Annotated in this window: 18 protein-coding genes; 15 read left to right on the forward strand and 3 right to left on the reverse strand. The window is 69.8% G+C overall.

The features are described 5' to 3' along the window. Positions 1–14: 14 nt before the first annotated feature. The 6 genes from atpA to FPT20_RS05070 are packed head-to-tail and all read left to right on the forward strand — an operon-like array spanning position 15 to position 5,732. On the forward strand, positions 15–1,652 hold the full coding sequence (gene atpA, locus FPT20_RS05045; RefSeq protein ID WP_158863194.1) for a F0F1 ATP synthase subunit alpha: 1,638 nt from the start codon (positions 15–17) through the stop codon (positions 1,650–1,652). Positions 1,653–1,684: 32 nt separating this feature from the next. Continuing rightward, the gene (locus FPT20_RS05050; protein ID WP_158863196.1) at positions 1,685–2,584 is read left to right on the forward strand and encodes a F0F1 ATP synthase subunit gamma; all 900 of its coding nucleotides are present in this window, start codon (positions 1,685–1,687) and stop codon (positions 2,582–2,584) included. Positions 2,585–2,625: 41 nt separating this feature from the next. After that, positions 2,626–4,089 carry a F0F1 ATP synthase subunit beta gene (atpD, locus tag FPT20_RS05055; protein WP_158863198.1) on the forward strand — a complete coding sequence of 488 codons (1,464 nt, stop codon included), beginning with the start codon at positions 2,626–2,628 and terminating at the stop codon, positions 4,087–4,089. Between the two features lie 2 nt (positions 4,090–4,091). Next, a complete protein-coding gene (locus tag FPT20_RS05060; RefSeq protein ID WP_158863200.1) occupies positions 4,092–4,352 on the forward strand; it encodes a F0F1 ATP synthase subunit epsilon in 261 nt (86 codons plus the stop codon). Between the two features lie 2 nt (positions 4,353–4,354). Then, positions 4,355–4,915: an AAA family ATPase gene (locus tag FPT20_RS05065; RefSeq protein ID WP_158863202.1), complete on the forward strand. Its 561-nt coding sequence runs from the start codon at positions 4,355–4,357 to the stop codon at positions 4,913–4,915. A gap of 1 nt (position 4,916) precedes the next feature. Further along, positions 4,917–5,732, forward strand: coding sequence for a YaaA family protein (locus FPT20_RS05070; RefSeq protein WP_158863204.1), 816 nt, complete (start codon positions 4,917–4,919; stop codon positions 5,730–5,732). 295 nt (positions 5,733–6,027) lie between these two features. On the opposite strand, the gene FPT20_RS05075 is transcribed toward FPT20_RS05070, so the two are convergent. After that, entirely contained in the window at positions 6,028–6,630 is a 603-nt protein-coding gene (locus FPT20_RS05075) for a DNA-3-methyladenine glycosylase I (protein WP_158863206.1), read from the reverse strand. After that, positions 6,627–7,124 (reverse strand): methylated-DNA--[protein]-cysteine S-methyltransferase, encoded by a 498-nt coding sequence (locus FPT20_RS05080; protein WP_158863209.1) that lies wholly within the window; start codon positions 7,122–7,124, stop codon positions 6,627–6,629. Before FPT20_RS05080 ends, FPT20_RS05075 begins: the two co-directional genes overlap by 4 nt. Before the next feature lie 211 nt (positions 7,125–7,335). Between FPT20_RS05080 and FPT20_RS05085 the strand changes: the two genes are divergently transcribed. The 4 genes from FPT20_RS05085 to FPT20_RS05100 are packed head-to-tail and all read left to right on the forward strand — an operon-like array spanning position 7,336 to position 12,753. After that, a complete protein-coding gene (locus FPT20_RS05085) occupies positions 7,336–8,304 on the forward strand; it encodes an aldo/keto reductase (protein WP_158863211.1) in 969 nt (322 codons plus the stop codon). Positions 8,305–8,357: 53 nt separating this feature from the next. Continuing rightward, positions 8,358–9,023, forward strand: a complete 666-nt coding sequence (locus FPT20_RS05090; RefSeq protein ID WP_233265393.1) for a TetR/AcrR family transcriptional regulator — start codon at positions 8,358–8,360, stop codon at positions 9,021–9,023. Then, complete coding sequence (locus FPT20_RS05095) at positions 9,014–10,747, forward strand: ABC transporter ATP-binding protein (RefSeq protein WP_158863213.1); 1,734 nt, start codon at positions 9,014–9,016, stop codon at positions 10,745–10,747. The genes FPT20_RS05090 and FPT20_RS05095 overlap by 10 nt, the downstream gene beginning before the upstream one ends. Continuing rightward, positions 10,744–12,753, forward strand: a complete 2,010-nt coding sequence (locus FPT20_RS05100) for an ABC transporter ATP-binding protein (RefSeq protein WP_158863215.1) — start codon at positions 10,744–10,746, stop codon at positions 12,751–12,753. The genes FPT20_RS05095 and FPT20_RS05100 overlap by 4 nt, the downstream gene beginning before the upstream one ends. Positions 12,754–12,769: 16 nt before the next feature. On the opposite strand, the gene FPT20_RS05105 is transcribed toward FPT20_RS05100, so the two are convergent. Continuing rightward, on the reverse strand, positions 12,770–13,564 hold the full coding sequence (locus FPT20_RS05105) for a DUF1206 domain-containing protein (protein WP_158863218.1): 795 nt from the start codon (positions 13,562–13,564) through the stop codon (positions 12,770–12,772). 108 nt (positions 13,565–13,672) lie between these two features. Here FPT20_RS05105 and nusA point away from each other — a divergent pair, with 108 nt between their 5' ends. The 5 genes from nusA to FPT20_RS05130 all read left to right on the forward strand — a co-directional run bounded on the left by nusA (position 13,673) and on the right by FPT20_RS05130 (position 18,759). Further along, positions 13,673–14,680: a transcription termination factor NusA gene (gene nusA / locus FPT20_RS05110; RefSeq protein WP_158863220.1), complete on the forward strand. Its 1,008-nt coding sequence runs from the start codon at positions 13,673–13,675 to the stop codon at positions 14,678–14,680. A gap of 92 nt (positions 14,681–14,772) precedes the next feature. Further along, positions 14,773–15,048 carry a YlxR family protein gene (locus FPT20_RS05115; protein WP_158863222.1) on the forward strand — a complete coding sequence of 92 codons (276 nt, stop codon included), beginning with the start codon at positions 14,773–14,775 and terminating at the stop codon, positions 15,046–15,048. A gap of 78 nt (positions 15,049–15,126) precedes the next feature. Further along, positions 15,127–17,895, forward strand: coding sequence for a translation initiation factor IF-2 (gene infB / locus FPT20_RS05120; protein ID WP_158863224.1), 2,769 nt, complete (start codon positions 15,127–15,129; stop codon positions 17,893–17,895). A gap of 62 nt (positions 17,896–17,957) precedes the next feature. After that, complete coding sequence (gene rbfA / locus FPT20_RS05125; RefSeq protein WP_158863226.1) at positions 17,958–18,440, forward strand: 30S ribosome-binding factor RbfA; 483 nt, start codon at positions 17,958–17,960, stop codon at positions 18,438–18,440. A 28-nt stretch (positions 18,441–18,468) separates the two neighbouring features. Continuing rightward, on the forward strand, positions 18,469–18,759 hold the full coding sequence (locus FPT20_RS05130) for a YciI family protein (protein ID WP_158863228.1): 291 nt from the start codon (positions 18,469–18,471) through the stop codon (positions 18,757–18,759). The last annotated feature ends 11 nt before the right edge of the window (positions 18,760–18,770 follow it).

Below are 18,770 nucleotides of genomic sequence, written 5' to 3' on the forward strand. Positions count from 1 at the left end.
AGATAGGAACAACGATGGCAGATATCCAGATCAGCCCCGACGAGATCCGCGACGCGCTCAAGGACTTCGTCACCACCTACGAGCCGGCGTCCGCACAGGCGACCGAGGTCGGGCACGTGCTCGACGCGTCGGACGGCATCGCGCACGTCGAGGGCCTCCCGAGCGTGATGGCCAACGAGCTCATCCGCTTCGCCGACGGCACCCTGGGCCTCGCCCAGAACCTCGACGAGAACGAGGTCGGCGTCGTCATCCTCGGCGAGTTCGACCACATCGTCGAAGGCATGGAGGTCACCCGCACCGGCGAGGTCCTCTCGGTCCCCGTCGGCGACGGCTACCTCGGCCGTGTCGTCGACCCGCTCGGCAACCCGATCGACGGCCTCGGCGAGATCGCGACCGAGGGCCGGCGCGAGCTCGAGCTCCAGGCGCCCGGCGTCATGCAGCGCAAGTCGGTGCACGAGCCGCTGCAGACCGGCATCAAGGCGATCGACGCGATGATCCCGGTCGGCCGCGGCCAGCGCCAGCTCATCATCGGCGACCGCCAGACCGGCAAGACGGCCATCGCGATCGACACGATCATCAACCAGAAGGCCAACTGGGAGTCGGGCGACGTCAATAAGCAGGTCCGCTGCATCTACGTCGCGATCGGCCAGAAGGGCTCCACGATCGCGTCCGTGAAGGGCGCCCTCGAGGACGCCGGCGCGATGGAGTACACCACCATCGTCGCCGCCCCCGCCTCCGACCCGGCCGGCTTCAAGTACCTCGCCCCCTACACGGGCTCGGCCATCGGCCAGCACTGGATGTACGGCGGCAAGCACGTCCTCATCATCTTCGACGACCTGTCGAAGCAGGCCGAGGCCTACCGCGCCGTCTCGCTCCTCCTCCGCCGTCCGCCGGGACGCGAGGCCTACCCGGGTGACGTCTTCTACCTGCACTCCCGTCTGCTGGAGCGTTGCGCGAAGCTCTCCGACGAGCTGGGCGCCGGCTCGATGACCGGTCTCCCGATCATCGAGACGAAGGCCAACGATGTCTCGGCCTACATCCCGACCAACGTGATCTCCATCACCGACGGCCAGATCTTCCTCCAGTCCGACCTGTTCAACGCCAACCAGCGCCCCGCGGTCGACGTGGGCATCTCGGTCTCCCGAGTCGGCGGCGACGCGCAGGTCAAGTCGATCAAGAAGGTCTCCGGCACGCTCAAGCTCGAGCTCGCGCAGTACCGCTCGCTCGAGGCGTTCGCGATGTTCGCCTCCGACCTCGACGCGGCCAGCCGTCGTCAGCTCGCCCGTGGCGCCCGCCTCACCGAGCTGCTGAAGCAGCCGCAGTACTCGCCGTACCCGGTGGAGGAGCAGGTCGTCTCGATCTGGGCCGGCACCAACGGCAAGCTCGACGAGGTCGCCGTGGAGGACGTCCTGCGCTTCGAGTCGGAGCTGCTCGACCACCTCCGCCGCAACACCGACATCCTCGACACGCTCCGCGAGACCAACGTCCTCGACGACGACACGGTCGCGAAGCTCGACTCCGAGGTGGACGCCTTCAAGCTCGAGTTCCAGACGGGCGAGGGCAAGCCGCTCGCGTCGGTCGGGCGCGAGGAGTTCGAGGCCATCGCGGAAGAGGACGTCGACCAGGAGCGCATCGTCAAGGCGAAGCGCTGACCGGGCACCGCAGGTAAGGAAGGAGGAGACACATGGGAGCACAGCTTCGGGTCTATCGGCAGAAGATCAGGTCTGCCCAGACGACCAAGAAGATCACCCGTGCGATGGAGCTGATCTCCGCCTCTCGCATCCAGAAGGCGCAGGCGCGGGTCGCGGCGAGCTCGCCGTACGCCCGCGCCATCACGCGCGCGGTGTCGGCGGTCGCGTCGTACTCGAACGTCGATCACGTCCTCACCACGGAGCCGGAGAAGATCGAGCGCGCAGCGATCGTCATCTTCTCGTCGGACCGCGGACTCGCCGGCGCGTTCAACGCGAACGTGCTGAAGGAGTCGGAGAAGCTCGCCGAGCTGCTGCGCAGCGAGGGCAAGGAGGTCGTGTACTTCCTGGTGGGCCGCAAGGCCCAGGGCTACTTCAGCTTCCGCCGCCGCTCGTTCGAGCGGGTCTGGGTGGGAGGCACCGACAGCCCCGAGTTCGAGCAGGCCAAGGAGATCAGCGACGCGATCCTGGAGTCCTTCCTGCGCGACGCGTCGGACGGCGGCGTGGACGAGATCCACATCATCTACAACCGCTTCGTCAGCATGCTGACGCAGGAGCCGCAGGTCGTGCGCCTGCTCCCGCTGGAGGTCGTCGAGGGCGTGGAGGAGCCGGACCGCACCCAGGTCCTGCCGCTCTACGAGTTCGAGCCCGACGTGAGCACCGTGCTCGACTCGCTGCTCCCGGTGTACATCGAGAGCCGCATCTTCAACGCGATGCTCCAGTCCGCGGCGAGCAAGCACGCGGCGACGCAGAAGGCCATGAAGGCCGCGAGCGACAACGCCGACAAGCTCATCACCGACTACACGCGACTGGCCAACAACGCGCGCCAGGCGGAGATCACCCAGCAGATCTCGGAGATCGTCGGCGGCGCCGACGCCCTGAGCTCCGCCCACTGATCCGCAGCGCCGACAGAACGTCAAACGAGAGAGAACGAATCATGACTACCGCTACCGCCGAAGCCCAGGCTTCGACCGCGCAGCCGGCGGGTGTGGGCCGCATCGCCCGCGTCACCGGCCCGGTCGTCGACATCGAGTTCCCGCACGACTCGATCCCGGGCATCTACAACGCCCTGAAGACCACGATCACGATCGGCGAGCAGTCGACCGAGATCACGCTCGAGGTCGCACAGCACCTGGGCGACGACCTGGTGCGCGCGATCGCCCTCAAGCCGACTGACGGCCTCGTCCGCGGCGGCGAGGTCCGCGACACGGGCGCTCCGATCTCCGTGCCCGTGGGCGACGTCACCAAGGGCAAGGTGTTCAACGTCACCGGCGATGTGCTCAACGCCGAGCCGGGCGAGACGATCGAGATCACCGAGCGCTGGCCGATCCACCGCCAGCCCCCGGCGTTCGACCAGCTCGAGTCGAAGACCCAGCTGTTCGAGACCGGCATCAAGGTCATCGACCTGCTCACCCCGTACGTCCAGGGCGGGAAGATCGGCCTGTTCGGCGGCGCGGGCGTCGGCAAGACCGTCCTCATCCAGGAGATGATCCAGCGCGTCGCGCAGGACCACGGCGGTGTGTCGGTGTTCGCGGGCGTCGGCGAGCGGACCCGTGAGGGCAACGACCTGATCCACGAGATGGAGGAGGCGGGCGTCTTCGACAAGACCGCGCTCGTCTTCGGCCAGATGGACGAGCCGCCGGGGACCCGTCTCCGCGTCGCCCTGTCGGCGCTGACGATGGCGGAGTACTTCCGCGACGTGCAGAACCAGGACGTCCTCCTGTTCATCGACAACATCTTCCGCTTCACGCAGGCGGGCTCCGAGGTGTCGACCCTGCTCGGCCGCATGCCGTCCGCGGTGGGCTACCAGCCGAACCTCGCCGACGAGATGGGCCAGCTCCAGGAGCGCATCACCTCGACGCGCGGCCACTCGATCACCTCGCTGCAGGCGATCTACGTCCCCGCCGACGACTACACCGACCCGGCGCCGGCGACCACGTTCGCCCACCTCGACGCGACGACCGAGCTCTCGCGCGAGATCGCGTCGAAGGGCCTGTACCCGGCCGTCGACCCGCTGACCTCGACCTCCCGCATCCTCGACCCCCGGTACCTGGGCGAGGACCACTACCGGGTGGCCACCACGGTCAAGCAGATCCTCCAGAAGAACAAGGAGCTCCAGGAGATCATCGCGATCCTCGGTGTCGACGAGCTCTCGGAGGAGGACAAGATCACGGTGTCGCGTGCGCGCCGGATCCAGCAGTTCCTCTCGCAGAACACCTACATGGCGAAGAAGTTCACCGGTGTCGAGGGCTCCACGGTCCCGCTGAAGGACACGATCGAGTCCTTCGACGCCATCGCCAAGGGCGAGTTCGACCACGTCGCCGAGCAGGCCTTCTTCAACGTCGGCCCGATCTCGGACGTCGAGGAGAAGTGGGCTCAGATCCAGAAGGAGAACGGCTGAGCATGGCTGTCCTCACCGTCAGCGTCGTCGCCGCGGACCACGAAGTGTGGTCGGGCGAGGCGAACATGGTCGTCGCGCGGACCGTGGAGGGGCAGATCGGTATCCTGCCCGGCCACGAGCCGCTGCTGGCGATCCTCGCCGAGGGCGAGGTCCGCGTGACCGTGAACGGCGGCGAGTCCATCACCGCCCAGGCCGACGACGGCTTCCTCTCGGTCGAGAACAACACGGTGACGGTCGTCGCCCGCCGGGCGGAGCTCGTCTGAGCATGCCGGAGCAGTCGGGAGCCCCGTTGGAGCGCCAGTTCGGAGACGTCCGCGTCCCCATCCTGGTGGCGATGGCGGGGCTTCCCGGTTCCGGGAAGTCGACGATCGCCGAGATCCTGGCCGGGCGCCTCGGTGCCACCGTCATCTCCGTCGACCCGATCGAGGCCGCCATCCTGCGCGCCGGCATCGACGCCAACCAGCCCACCGGTCTCGCGGCCTACCTCGTGGCCGAGACGATGGCCGAGCAGGTGCTCGTGTCCGGGCACTCCGTGATCGTGGACGCGGTGAACGCCGTCGAGCCCGCGCGGTTGCAGTGGCGCGACCTCGCCGACCGCTGCGGCGTCAAGCTGCGTGTCATCGAGACCGTGTGCATGGACGACGCCCTCCACGAGGAGCGGCTCTCCAAGCGCTCCGGCCTGGTCGCCGCGTACGCGGTCGAGCAGAGCGTCGACGAGTACGTGGAATGGAAGGGCGCCTGCGCCTCCCTCCCTCGGGTGACCGTCGACACGTCCCAGCCGCTCGGAGCGAACGTCGAGGTCGCGCTGGACTTCCTGGAGGGCTGACGTGCTCATCCTCCTCCCGCCGTCCGAGACGAAACGGGACGGGGGAGCGGGTGCCCCCGTCGACCTCGGCTCCCTCTTCGCCCCGGAACTGGCACCGGTGCGCCGGGAGGTGCTCTCGGCGCTGACCGAGCTCTCCGCGGACCGCGAGGCGTCCCTCCGCGCCCTCAAGCTCGGCCCCAAGCAGTCCGCCGAGGTCGACCGGAACCGGGGCATCGCGGGTGCGCCCACCATGCGCGCCCTCGAGCGCTACACAGGAGTGCTGTACGACGCCCTGGATGCGGCGGCACTCGACGAGCGCGGCTGGGAGGCGGCCTCCCGATCCGTCGTGGTCCACTCGGCTCTCTTCGGGCTGGTCGGCGCGACGGACCTCATCCCGGCTTACCGCCTCTCGTTCGACTCCCGGCTGTCGCTCGAGCGCGGTGCGCCGTCGCTCAAGAAGCGGTGGAGCGGTCCGGTCGCGAGCGTCCTCGCCGGTCGCGGCGATCTCGTCCTCGATCTCCGCTCGGAAGGCTACGCCGCTCTCGGTCCGCTGCCGGACCGCGAGGGGGCGCACTACGTGCGCATCCTGGCGCGCGATGACTCGGGCGCGGTGCGTGCGCTCAACCACTTCAACAAGCAGGCGAAGGGCCTGTTCACGCGTGCGCTCCTCGATGCCGGTGTCGACCTCCGGACGACGAACGACCTTCTGGACTGGGCGCGTGCCGAGGGATACGACCTCACGCTCTCGGATCACGGAAGCCGTGAGCTCCGGCTCGTCGTGCCCGAGGTGTCAGGGGAGCCCGGAAAGCTCTTGGCGGTCCTCCGCATGGCCTCCTGACACGCCGTCGGACACCCTCTTGCGATGTGGGCAAAATGAGATAAGCTCACTTCAAGAGAGAGGTTCTTCGGCTCGAGGTGGGACGCGCAAGTGCGTACCCGTCAGACCTCGAAGAGGTCGGGCCGACGGTCGGTAACCCGGCGTCCTTTTGACGCCGACAGGAGTTCCGGAGTGTGGCGATCGGCGTCCACGCATGCGGTCGGGCACGCGCAGGACCGCCGCGCCACCAGCGAGAATCCGGAGCTCGAGTGCCGGCCGTCGGTTCGGCTCTCTCTTGCTCGCCCGGGGTCCGCCGTCAGGTCGCGCGGAAGCAGCCCTCGAGATGGTCGTCGACCATCCCGGTGGCCTGCATGAGGGCGTACATGGTCGTGGGGCCGACGAAGCGGAATCCGCGCTTCCGCAGCGCCGCGCTGAGCGCGCCCGACTCCGGTGTCACCGCCGGGACGTCGGCCCAGGCGCGCGGCCGTCGCCGCCCGGACGTGCCGGGCGCGAAGCCCCACATGAGCTCCTCCAGCGGTTCGTCGAGCGCGAGCACGGCGCGCGCATTCGAGATCGTGGCCTCGATCTTGCCGCGGTGGCGGATGATGCGGGCGTCCTGCAGCAGCCGCTCCACGTCGGCGTCGGTGAAGGCCGCCACTCGTTCGGGCTCGAAGCCGAGGAAGACCTCCCGGAACGCGGGGCGTCGCCGCAGGATCGTGATCCACGAGAGGCCCGCCTGGAAGCCTTCGAGGCACAGCTTCTCGTAGAGCGCGCGAGGATCGTGCTGCGGCGTGCCCCACTCCTCGTCGTGATAGCGGCGGTATTCGGGATCGTTCGCGGACCACGCGCAGCGGGGCCGCCCGTCATCGCCCACGATGAGCCCGGGACGCGCGACGGTGTCGGTCTCGGTCTCGCTCATGCCGCCAGCGTGATCCCCTCGTGCTCGAGGAGCCACAGCTTGGTCGGCACGCCGTCGCCCCCGCTGTACCCCGTGACCCGGCCGGAGGACGAGAGCACGCGATGGCAACCGACGATGATCGGGACCGGATTGGCGCCGACCGCTCCGCCGATGGCGCGGCCGTAACCGGGGTGCCCGAGCGCGAGGCCGAGCTCGCCGTAGGACGTGACGCTGCCGAATTCGAGATGCGCTAGGTGTTCCCACACCGCGAGGCGGAAGGGGGTCCCGACGAGCCTGACCGGCACGTCGAACGACCGACGCTCACCCGCGAAGTACTCGCCGAGCTGGGCGGCGGCCTCGTCGAGGACGGCCGTGCTCCGCTCGGGATGCTCCTCGAGCGGGAGGGTGCCGGCGCGCTCGATCGAGAGGGAGGCGACCGCCTCGCCGTCGCTCGTGAGCTCGATGCGCCCGATGGGGCTCGGCACGCGGAGGAGGTAGGCGAAGGAACTGCTCATACGACGACTCTAGAGGGCGCCTCCGACCCTCCACCGGCGGGAATCGGACATCGGGGCGCCCCCACCGCGAGCGGAAGGCCGCACGTCTGCGGCGCCGCGGGACACGTGCGCACCGGCGCCCGACCGCACGCGTCTCGCCACACTGCACTCACCCGACGCGTCGCGGCGCACGGCTACCCGGGGGGAGGGGTCCGCTGCCTAGACTCGGACCATGGCGAACATCGACTACCGCGCACTGGGCGGGTCCGGCCTCATCGTCTCGACGATCGGCCTGGGCTGCAACAACTTCGGCAGGGCCGGAACGGCCAGCGAGACGCAGGAGGGCACGAACGCCGTCATCGACGCGGCGATCGACGCCGGTGTGACGCTCTTCGACACCGCCGACATCTACGGCCAGGAGCGCGGGCTCTCCGAGACGCTCATGGGCAACGCCCTGAAGGGGAAGCGCGAGCGCATCGTCCTCGCCACCAAGTTCGGGATGGACATGGGCGGCGCCAACGGTCCCGACTGGGGCGTCCGCGCCTCCCGGCGCTACATCCGGCTGGCGGTGGAGGCGTCCCTCCGGCGGCTGCAGACCGACTGGATCGACCTCTACCAGCTCCACCGGCCGGACCCGGTGACGCCGATCGATGAGACCCTCGAGACGCTCGACGACCTCATCCGCGAGGGCAAGATCCGGTACATCGGGCACTCCAACCTGGCCGGCTGGCAGATCGCCGAGGCGGAGTTCACCGCGCGCATCGGCGGCCACCCGCGCTTCATCTCCGCGCAGAACGAGTACAGCCTCCTCGTGCGCGAGGCCGAGCGCGAGGTTCTCCCGGCTGTGAACGCGTACGGGCTCGGCTTCCTCCCTTACTTCCCGCTGTACAACGGACTCTTCACCGGCAAATTCAGTCGGGAGGGCGGACCCGCCGACAGTCGGATCATGCGTCAGCGCAAGCATCTGCTCGACACCGCGCCGTGGGACCGCATCGACCGCTATCAGGCGTTCTGCGACGAGCGCGGGGTGACCATGCTCGGCGCCACCTTCGCCTGGCTCCTCGCACAGCCCGGCCTGACGAGCGTCATCGCCGGCGCCACCCGCCCCGAGCAGATCGTCGCGAACGCCGAGGCGGCGACCGGATGGCGCCCTTCCGAGAGCGAGCTGCGCGAGATCTCGGACATCTTCGCGGCGGCGTGACCCCGCAGCGCTGAGTGCTTTGAGTGAGCACTCACTCAGCGTAGACTCGCCGCGTGACCGAGGCCCAGACCACCGAGACGCCGCGACCGCGCGCCGCACCGCTCGCGCTCGACGAGCGCAAGGCGATGATCGTCGACGCCGTGATCCCGCTGCTGCTCGAGCACGGCCGCGCCCTGACGTCCCGGCAGATCGCCGAGGCGGCCGGAGTCGCCGAGGGGACGGTGTTCCGCGCGTTCGGCGACAAGGAGTCGCTCGTCGAGGCGGCGATCCGCAAGCACCTCGATCCCGAGCCGGTGCGGGAGGCGTTGCGCTCCATCGACCCGTCCCTCCCGCTCGAGCACAAGGTCCGGGCGATCCTGTACCTGCTCCGCGAACGGTTCCGGAGCGTCATGCGCATCATGCCGGTGATCGGCGGTGAGCGCCCGCCCATCCCGCAGGAGCGCGCTGAGTTCGCCCGCATCATCGCCGAGGTGCTCCGCCCCGAGGCCGACGCCCTGAACTGGCCGCCGGAGCGGGTGGCCCACATCCTGCGGCTGGTGAGCTTCTCGTCGGCCTTCCCGGCACTGAACGACGGGCAGGAGTTCTCGATCGACGACCTGGCCCGCATCGTGCTGACGGGCATCGCCGGGGAGCTCCCGGCCGGGTTCGCCGCACCCCTCGTCCCGGCCGGCAGGCGGCCTGCCGGCCACTCCGCCTCCGAGGAGGACCCGTGCTCCTGAGACTGCTCGTCCGTTCCCTTCGTCCGCACTGGCCGCTGCTCGTGGGCGTCGTCGTGTTCCAGCTCGCCCAGTCGCTGCTGTCGCTCTGGTTGCCGACGCTCAACGCCGACATCATCGACAACGGCGTCGCCAAGGGCGACACCTCCTACATACTCGCCGTCGGGGCCCAGATGCTCGGGGTGACGCTCCTCCAGATCGCCTGCGCCATCACGGCCGTCTACTTCGGCGCCAAGGTCGCTATGCGCGTCGGACGGGACCTGCGGGAGGCGATCTTCCACCGCGTCGGCGAGTTCTCGGAGCGGGAGGTGACGCGCTTCGGCGCCCCGTCGCTCATCACCCGCAACACCAACGACGTGCAGCAGGTGCAGATGCTCGTCATGATGACGTGCACGCTGCTCGTCTCCGCGCCGATCCTCGCGATCGGCGGCATCGTGCTCGCCATGCAGCAGGACATCCAGCTGTCGTGGCTCATCGCGGTGAGCGTCCCGGTCCTCCTGATCGCGGTGGCCCTGATCATCACCCGCATGGTGCCCCTGTTCCGGAAGATGCAGGAGCGGATCGACCGCGTCAACCGGGTCCTGCGCGAGCAGCTCAGCGGCATCCGGGTCGTGCGGGCGTTCGTCCGGGAGCGGGTCGAGACCGAGCGGTTCGCCGCGGCGAACGCCGACCTGACGGACACGGCCCTCCGCGCGGGACGGCTGTTCGCACTGATGTTCCCGATCGTGATGCTGGTGCTCAACGTCTCGAGCGTCGCCGTGATCTGGTTCGGGTCCTTCCGTGTCGCCGACGGCTCGATGCAGATCGGGACGCTGACCGCCTTCCTCCAGTACCTCATGCAGATCCTCATGGGCGTCATGATGTCGACGATGATGGCGGTGCTCGTACCGAGGGCGGCCGTCTGCGCCGACCGCATCGGGGAGGTGCTCGGCACCGAGCCGTCCGTCCACTCGGCCGACAACCCGGTCACCGAGCTGCGCAGCCACGGGACGGTCGAGTTCGTCGACGTCGGGTTCTCCTACCCGGGCGCCGAGAACGCCGTCCTCACCGATGTGTCCTTCCTCGCGGAGGCGGGCCGGACCACGGCTGTCATCGGCAGCACGGGTGCCGGCAAGACGACTCTCGTCAACCTCATCCCGCGGCTGTTCGACGCGACAGCGGGGATCGTCCTCGTCGACGGCGTCGACGTCGCGGAACTCGACCCGGAGCTCCTCTGGTCGCGGTTCGGGCTCATCCCGCAGCGCCCGTACCTGTTCTCGGGGACGGTCGCCAGCAATCTCCGCTACGGCAAGCCCGATGCGACCGATGACGAACTCTGGCACGCGCTCGAGGTGGCCCAGGCCAAGGACTTCGTGGAGGCGATGCCCGACGGCCTCGACGCGCCGATCGCGCAGGGAGGCACGAACGTCTCCGGCGGTCAGCGGCAGCGCCTCGCCATCGCGCGGGCGCTCGTCAAACGCCCGGAGATCTACGTCTTCGACGACTCGTTCTCGGCGCTCGACACGGCGACCGATGCGCGCCTCCGGTCCGCGCTCGCTCGCGATGTGGCGGGCGCGACGATCATCGTCGTCGCGCAGCGCGTCTCGACCATCGTCGACGCGGATCAGATCATCGTCCTCGAGGGCGGCCGGGTCGTCGGGCGGGGCACGCACGACGAGCTGGTCAGCACCAACGCGACGTACGCGGAGATCGTCGAGTCGCAGCTGAGCGCGGAGGAGGCGGCATGAGCGAGAAGACGCAGCCCCGCACGGGCGGCGGAAGGCCCTCGGGACCGTCGGCCGCGCCCGCCGCTCCGATCCGGACCCCGGCGCGCCGCGGACCGGGTGGCGGGCCGTTCGGCGGCATGACCATGCCCGGTGACAAGTCGATGGACTTCTGGCCGTCGGCCCGGCGCCTCGGGCGTCGGCTGCGCCCGGAGGGGCTCGCCCTCGGCGCCGTGTTCGTGCTCGCCGTCACCAGCGTGGTGTTCGCCGTGCTGGGGCCGAAGCTCCTGGGCAACGCCATCAATCTCGTGTTCGCGGGGTGGATCTCGAGCAAGTTCCCCGCGGGGATGACGCAGCAGCAGGTGATCGATCAGGTCCGTGCGTCGGGGAACGGCCAGTTCGCCGGGATCCTCTCCGGCACGACGTTCACGCCCGGCGCCGGAATCGACTTCGCCGCGGTCGGTCACGTGCTGCTCTGGGTGCTCGCGCTCTACGTGGCCTCCTCGGTGTTCAGCTACCTGCAGGCGTACGTGCTGAACGGGACCACCCAGCGGACCGTGTACCGCCTGCGCGAGGACGTCGAGGAGAAGCTCCACCGCCTCCCGCTCAAGTACTTCGACGGCATGCCGCGCGGCGAACTGCTCAGCCGCGTGACGAACGACATCGACAACATCTCGCAGACGCTGCAGCAGACGTTGAGTCAGCTGCTCACCTCCCTGCTCACGGTCGTCGGCGTCACGGTCCTGATGTTCATCATCTCGCCGCTGCTGGCGGTGATCGCGCTCATCACGATCCCGTTGACGCTGGTCATCACGGGCCTGATCGCCCGGCGCTCCCAGAAGCTCTTCGTCGCCCAGTGGAGGAGCACGGGCGAGTTGAACGGCCAGATCGAGGAGGCCTTCACGGGGCACTCGCTCGTCAAGGTGTTCGGCCGGCACCGCGAGGTGGAGGAGCGCTTCCGGACCAAGAACGACGAGATGTACCGCGCCTCCTTCGGCGCCCAGTTCATCTCGGGCATGATCATGCCCGCCATGATGTTCGTCGGGAACCTCATGTACGTCGCGATCGCCGTCGTCGGCGGCCTCCAGGTCGCGGCGGGGGCGATGCAGCTCGGCGATGTGACCGCCTTCATCCAGTACTCGCGGCAGTTCACGCAGCCGCTCACCCAGCTCGGATCGATGGCCAACCTGCTGCAGTCCGGCGTCGCCAGCGCCGAGCGCGTGTTCGAGCTCCTCGACGCCGACGAGCAGTCGAGCGACCCGGAGGAGCCCGAGCACCCGCGGCCGACGCGAGGCCGGCTGGCCTTCGAGCACGTCTCGTTCCGCTACGAGCCGGAGGAGCCCCTCATCGACGATCTGTCGCTCGTCGCCGAGCCGGGCCAGACGGTCGCCATCGTCGGCCCGACCGGCGCGGGCAAGACGACCCTCGTGAACCTCATGATGCGCTTCTACGAGCTCGACGCCGGGCGGATCACGCTCGACGGGATCGACATCGCCTTGATGTCGCGGCACGACCTCCGGAGCCGGATGGGCATGGTGCTGCAGGACACGTGGCTCTTCCGGGGCACGATCCGCGACAACATCGCCTACGGGCGCCCGGGCGCCACCGAGGAGGAGATCGTCGACGCCGCGCGGGCGACCTACGTGGACCGCTTCGTCCGCACGCTGCCCGACGGCTATGACACCGTGCTCGACGATGAGGGATCGAACGTGTCGGCGGGGGAGAAGCAGCTCCTCACGATCGCGCGAGCCTTCCTGGCGCGGCCGAGCGTGCTGATCCTCGACGAGGCGACCTCGTCGGTCGACACCCGGACCGAGCTGCTCGTCCAGAAGGCGATGAGCGTGCTGCGCGCCGAGCGCACCTCCTTCGTGATCGCCCACCGCCTGTCGACCATCCGCGACGCCGACCTCATCCTCGTGATGGAGGCGGGCCGGATCGTGGAGCAGGGCACCCACGCCGAGCTGCTGGCCAGCGGCGGCGCCTACTACACCCTGTACAACGCGCAGTTCGCGGGCGCGGCGGCGGAGTGACGGCGGCGCGCGCCGATCAGGGCTCGCTCAACCGGGAGGCGAACGCGCGGACGCACCAGAAGGCGCCGTAGGCGATGAGCCCGAGCGCGATGAGGATCAGCAGGACGACCCCGAACGGGACTCGCGTCAGCTCCTTCAGGCTGCTGTCGAGCCCGCCGGCCTTGCTGGGGTCCGACGCGACCGCGCCCCACACGACGAGGCCGCCCACGATGATGAGCGCGACGCCCTTCGCGATGTAGCCGACGCGCCCGAGCGTGGTGGTGACGCCCGCGAGCCGGTTCGGCGGCAGCCGGAGGTCGCGCTCGAACCGGTGGGTCGCGCCGTTGCGGATGAAGACGATGCCCGTCACCACGATCGCGATGCCGACGGCCGCGAGGAGGAAGACGCCGCCCGGCACGGACAGGAGCTTGGCGCTCGCCGACTTGTCCTGGGAGGACGAGCTGTGACTGGTCCCGGAGGCGACGGACACCGCGATGAGGGCGAGCGCCGCGTAGAGCACGCACTTGGCGACCTCGACGGCCTTCTCGGCCGGCCGGTGAGCGGTCACCGCCTGGAGGATCTGCCAGAGGGCGAGGAAGACCAGCCCCACGATCACGGCCCACAACACGAAGAGGCCTCCCGGCACCTTCGTCACGGCCTGGAGCGCGCCGGTCTGGTCGGCGCTGCCGCCACCTGCCCCGGCCGCGACCGAGAGGGCGATGATCCCGATGAGGATGTGCAGCACGCCGATGGCGAACAGCCCGACCCGTGCGAGCGCGCGCACGGCGGGCTGGCGTTCCACGCGGGCTGCGGTTCGGGAGGGGCCGGCCATGCCCCACACGGTACGCGCGTTCACCGCGCACGGAATCTCGGGTACCGTAGATGACTGATACCGCCGCGCCGATCGCGCGGCGGTGAGATCTGAATAGAGGAGGCCGGCATGGACATCGACCTCAGCGTCTTGCGTCTCATGGAGCGCGAGAAGGAGATCCCGTTCGACGAGCTGGTGCAGATCATCGAGCAGGCGATCCTGACCGCCTACCTGAAGCACACCAACCAGGCCGACCACCGCCACGGGCACAGCGACCAGCCGCCCGCGGCGCGCGTGCACCTGGACCGCAAGACCGGGCATGTCACCGTCTACGTCCCGGAGCGCGACGACGAGGGCAACATCATCGGCGAGGCCGAGGACAGCCCGAGCGACTTCGGCCGCATCGCGGCGTTCGCCGCCAAGCAGGTGATCAACCAGCGGCTCCGCGACATCGCCGACGACGCCGTGCTCGGCGAGTTCCGCGGCCGCGAGGGCGACATCGTCGCCGGCGTGATCCAGCAGGGGCCGAATCCGCGGATGGTCCACATCGACCTCGGCACGGTGGAGGCGATCCTCCCTCCCGAGGAGCAGGTCCCCGGTGAGGAGTACGCGCACGGCTCGCGCATCCGCGTCTACGTGACGAGCGTGGCGAAGGGGCCGAAGGGTCCCTCCATCACCGTCTCGCGCACGCACCCCGCGCTCGTCCGCAAGCTCTTCGCGCTCGAGGTGCCCGAGATCGCGAGCGGCGTCGTCGAGATCGTCTCGCTCGCCCGCGAGGCCGGCCACCGCACCAAGATCGCCGTCCGCGCCACCGAGCCCGGCGTGAACGCCAAGGGCGCGTGCATCGGAGAGCTCGGGCAGCGGGTGCGAGCCGTCACGGCCGAACTCAACAACGAGAAGATCGACATCGTCGACTACTCGCCGGACCTCGCGACGTTCGTGTCGAGCGCGCTCTCGCCCGCCAAGGTGACGAGCGCCTTCGTGATCGACGAGTCGCTGAAGGCCGTGCGCGCCCTCGTGCCGGACTACCAGCTCTCGCTCGCGATCGGCAAGGAGGGGCAGAACGCCCGCCTCGCCGCCAAGCTGACCGGTGCCAAGATCGACATCCAGCCGGATTCGATCCTCGACCGGGAGTGAGCCCGCGTCCAGGGAATCGGAAGCGTCCGCACGGCGTTGCATGGGAAGGCGGCTCCATCCGTGGTTCGGCGCCCGTGCGCCGGAGGGGTAAGATGGTAGCTGTCAGAACGTGCGTCGGATGCCGTTCTCGCGCTCCCCGGTCCTCTCTTCTGAGGGTCGTCGCCCGTGATTCGGAGATCGTGGCGGATCCGTCCGCCGCTCTTCCGGGGCGGGGCGCGTGGCTGCATCCGACCGACGAGTGTCTCGACAAAGCCCTGAACCGGCGAGCCTTCGGGCGAGCCCTCCGGGTCGAAGGGACACTCGGAACCGCGACCGTCCGGTCGCACATTCATAGACAGGCTGAAGAAGCAGTGACTTCACATGAGTGACAACCGATGAGCGGCTCGAAATGAGATCCGTCCGCAACTAACGCCTGCCCTGTCTGGGTGGGCCCAGACAGGAGAATTGTGGCTGCAAAACCACGCGTACACGAGGTCGCGAGCGAGCTCGGCGTCGACAGCAAGGTCGCGCTCGCGAAGCTCAAGGAGATGGGCGAGTTCGTCAAGGGACCGTCCTCGAGCATCGAGCCCCCGGTGGCGCGCAAGCTGCGCGCCGCGCTGGAGGCCGAGGGGCACACCAGCGCGAAGGGCGGCGGCGCCCCCGCTGCTCCCCGCGCCCAGGCGCAGGCCCCGAAGCCGGGCGCGCCGCGCCCGCAGACCCCCGCGCCCGCCGCGGGCGACGGCCCCAAGCCGCAGTCGCCGATGTCGGTCGCCGAGCGTCAGGCCGCGGCTGAGAAGGCGGCTGCTGAGAAAGCCGCCGCCGAGAAGACCGCCGCCGAGAAGGCGGCGGCCGACCAGGGCGCCCAGCAGAAGCCCGCCGCGTCGACGGACGCGGTCAAGCCGTCCGGCCCGCGTCCCGGCGCCGGAAGCATCCCCCGCCCGAGCGCTCCGCGCCCGGGCAACAACCCGTACTCGTCGAGCCAGGGGATGGGCCAGCGCCCGTCCACCCCGCGACCGGGCAACAACCCGTTCTCGAGCTCGCAGGGCATGGGCCAGCGCCCGTCGCCCGGCAACATCCCGCGGCCGACGCCTCCGCGTCCCGGCTCGCCGCGCATCGGCGCGCCCGGTCAGGGCGGTGGCAACCGTCCGGGCCCGCGTCAGGGCGGCGGCGGCCGTCCCGGCTTCCAGCAGCGCCCCGGCAGCGGCGCGGGTGCGGGAGCCGGCACCGGCTTCCAGCGTCCCGGTGGCGGCTTCGGCGGCCCCCGGCCGGCCGGCGGCGGCCGCGGTCGCGGACCGGGCGGCGGCACGGCCGGCGCGTTCGGACGCGGCGGCGGCAAGAGCAAGGCCCGCAAGTCGAAGCGCGCGAAGCGTCAAGAGTTCGAGATGCGGGAGGCCCCGTCGCTGGGCGGCGTGAGCGTCCCCCGCGGCGACGGCAGCACCGTCATCCGGCTGCGCCGCGGCGCCTCCATCTCGGACTTCGCCGACAAGATCGACGCGAACCCGGCCTCGCTCGTCACCGTCCTGTTCCACCTGGGCGAGATGGCGACCGCGACCGAGTCGCTCGACGAGGCCACCTTCGAGGTGCTCGGCGATGAGCTGGGCTACAAGATCCAGGTCGTGTCGCCCGAGGACGAGGACAAGGAGCTCCTCGAGGGCTTCGACATCGACCTCGATGCCGAGCTCGAGGGCGAGTCCGACGAGGATCTCGAGATCCGTCCGCCGGTCGTGACCGTCATGGGCCACGTCGACCACGGTAAGACGCGCCTCCTCGACGCCATCCGGAACGCCAACGTGGTGGCCGGCGAGGCGGGCGGGATCACGCAGCACATCGGTGCGTACCAGGTCTGGACCGAGCACGAGGGCATCGAGCGCGCCATCACGTTCATCGACACCCCGGGTCACGAGGCGTTCACCGCCATGCGTGCCCGCGGTGCCCAGGTGACCGACATCGCGATCCTCGTGGTCGCGGCCGACGACGGCATCATGCCCCAGACGATCGAGGCGCTGAACCACGCCCAGGCGGCCGAGGTGCCGATCGTGGTCGCGGTCAACAAGATCGACAAGCCCGACGCCAACCCGGCGAAGGTACGCCAGCAGCTCACCGAGTTCGGCCTGGTCGCCGAGGAGTACGGCGGCGACGTCATGTTCGTCGACGTGTCCGCGCGGAACAACATCGGCATCCAGGAGCTGCTCGACGCGGTGCTCCTGACGGCCGACGCCGGTCTCGACCTGCGCGCCAACCCCAACAAGGACGCCCGCGGCGTCGCCATCGAGGCGAAGCTCGACAAGGGCCGCGGCGCCGTGGCGACCGTGCTCATCCAGTCGGGAACGCTGCGCGTCGGCGACGCGATCGTCGCGGGAACGGCCTACGGCCGCGTCCGTGCGATGGCCGACGAGAACGGCGACGCCGTCTTCGAGGCCGCGCCGTCCCGGCCGGTGCAGGTGCAGGGTCTGTCCAGCGTCCCGCGCGCCGGCGACACCTTCCTCGTCACCGAGGAGGACCGCACCGCCCGTCAGATCGCCGAGAAGCGCGAGGCCGCCGAGCGCAACGCGCAGCTGGCCAAGGCCCGCAAGCGCATCTCGCTCGAGGACTTCACCCGGGCTCTCGAGGAGGGCAAGGTCGAGGCGCTCAACCTCATCATCAAGGGCGACGTGTCCGGTGCCGTGGAGGCGCTGGAGGAGTCGCTCATGAAGATCGAGGTCGACGAGTCGGTCAGCCTGCGCATCCTGCACCGCGGCGTCGGCGCGATCACCGAGTCGGACATCGACCTGGCGACCATCGACAACGCGATCGTGATCGGCTTCAACGTCCGCCCGGACGTGAAGGCCCGCGAGCGCGCCGCCCGCGAGGGCGTCGACGTCCGGTTCTACTCGGTCATCTACAACGCCATCGAGGACATCGAGAACTCGCTGAAGGGCATGCTGAAGCCCGAGTTCGAAGAGGTCCAGTCGGGTGTCGCCGAGATCCGCGAGGTGTTCCGCTCCTCCAAGTTCGGCAACATCGCCGGTGTCATCGTCCGGTCCGGCACGATCACGCGCAACGCCAAGGCGCGCGTCATCCGCGACGGCGTCGTGGTGGGGGACAACCTCGCCATCGAGTCGCTGCGCCGGTTCAAGGACGACGTCACCGAGGTCCGTACCGACTTCGAGGCCGGTATCGGTCTCGGGAAGTACAACGACATCCAGATCGGCGACGAGATCGAGACGATCGAGATGCGGGAGAAGCCCCGCGCCTGAGTCGGTGGGGCTGCCGGCGGCTTCGGCCGTCGGCAGCCCTCGCACCGGAAGGAGACACCACCATGGCCGATCCCGCACGCGCGAGGAAGCTCGCGGACCGGATCAAGGAGATCATCGCCCGCCGGCTCGACCGCGGCCTCCGCGATCCCCGGCTGGGGTTCGTGACGATCACCGACGTCCAGGTGACGGGTGACCTGCAGCACGCGACCGTGTTCTACACGGTCTACGGCAGCGAGCAGGAGCGCACCGACACGGCGGCGGCGCTGAAGGCCGCCACCGGCATGCTCCGCAGCGAGGTCGGCAAGAACATCACGGCCCGGCTGACGCCGACGCTCGAGTTCCAGCTCGACGCCATCCCGGAGAACGCCGCCCACATCGAGGACCTGCTGCGGGAGGCGCGCCAGCGCGACTCCGAGGTGGCCTCCCTCGCCTCGAGCGCCAGCTACGCCGGCGACGAGGACCCCTACGTCAAACCCCGCACCGAGGACGACGAGGCCGAGGACTCCGAGGCCGCCGCGGACTCCGAGGACGCCGACGCTCGCTGACGGCCGGTGCGCGGCCTAGGCTGGCCGCATGTACGCCGTCTCGTTCTACGACCCGGACCCCGAGTCCACGCCGGAGCGCTTCGCCCGGATCGCGGCCGCCTATCCGCGCCACCGCGCCTACCTCGACGAGTTCGCCGCCTCGGGCGACGTGCTGATGATCGGCGCCTTCGGCGATCCTCAGGCGCAGGGCTCGATGGCGATCTTCCGGTCGCGCGAGGCGGCGGAGCGGTTCCGCGACGGTGACCCGTTCGTCACGGAGGGACTCGTCTACCGGTCCCGGATCCTCGACTGGGACCCGCTGATCTTCGCCGGCGGCTGACCTGCCGCAGC

This window comes from Leifsonia sp. AG29, assembly GCF_009765225.1.
GTDB lineage: Bacteria > Actinomycetota > Actinomycetes > Actinomycetales > Microbacteriaceae > Leifsonia.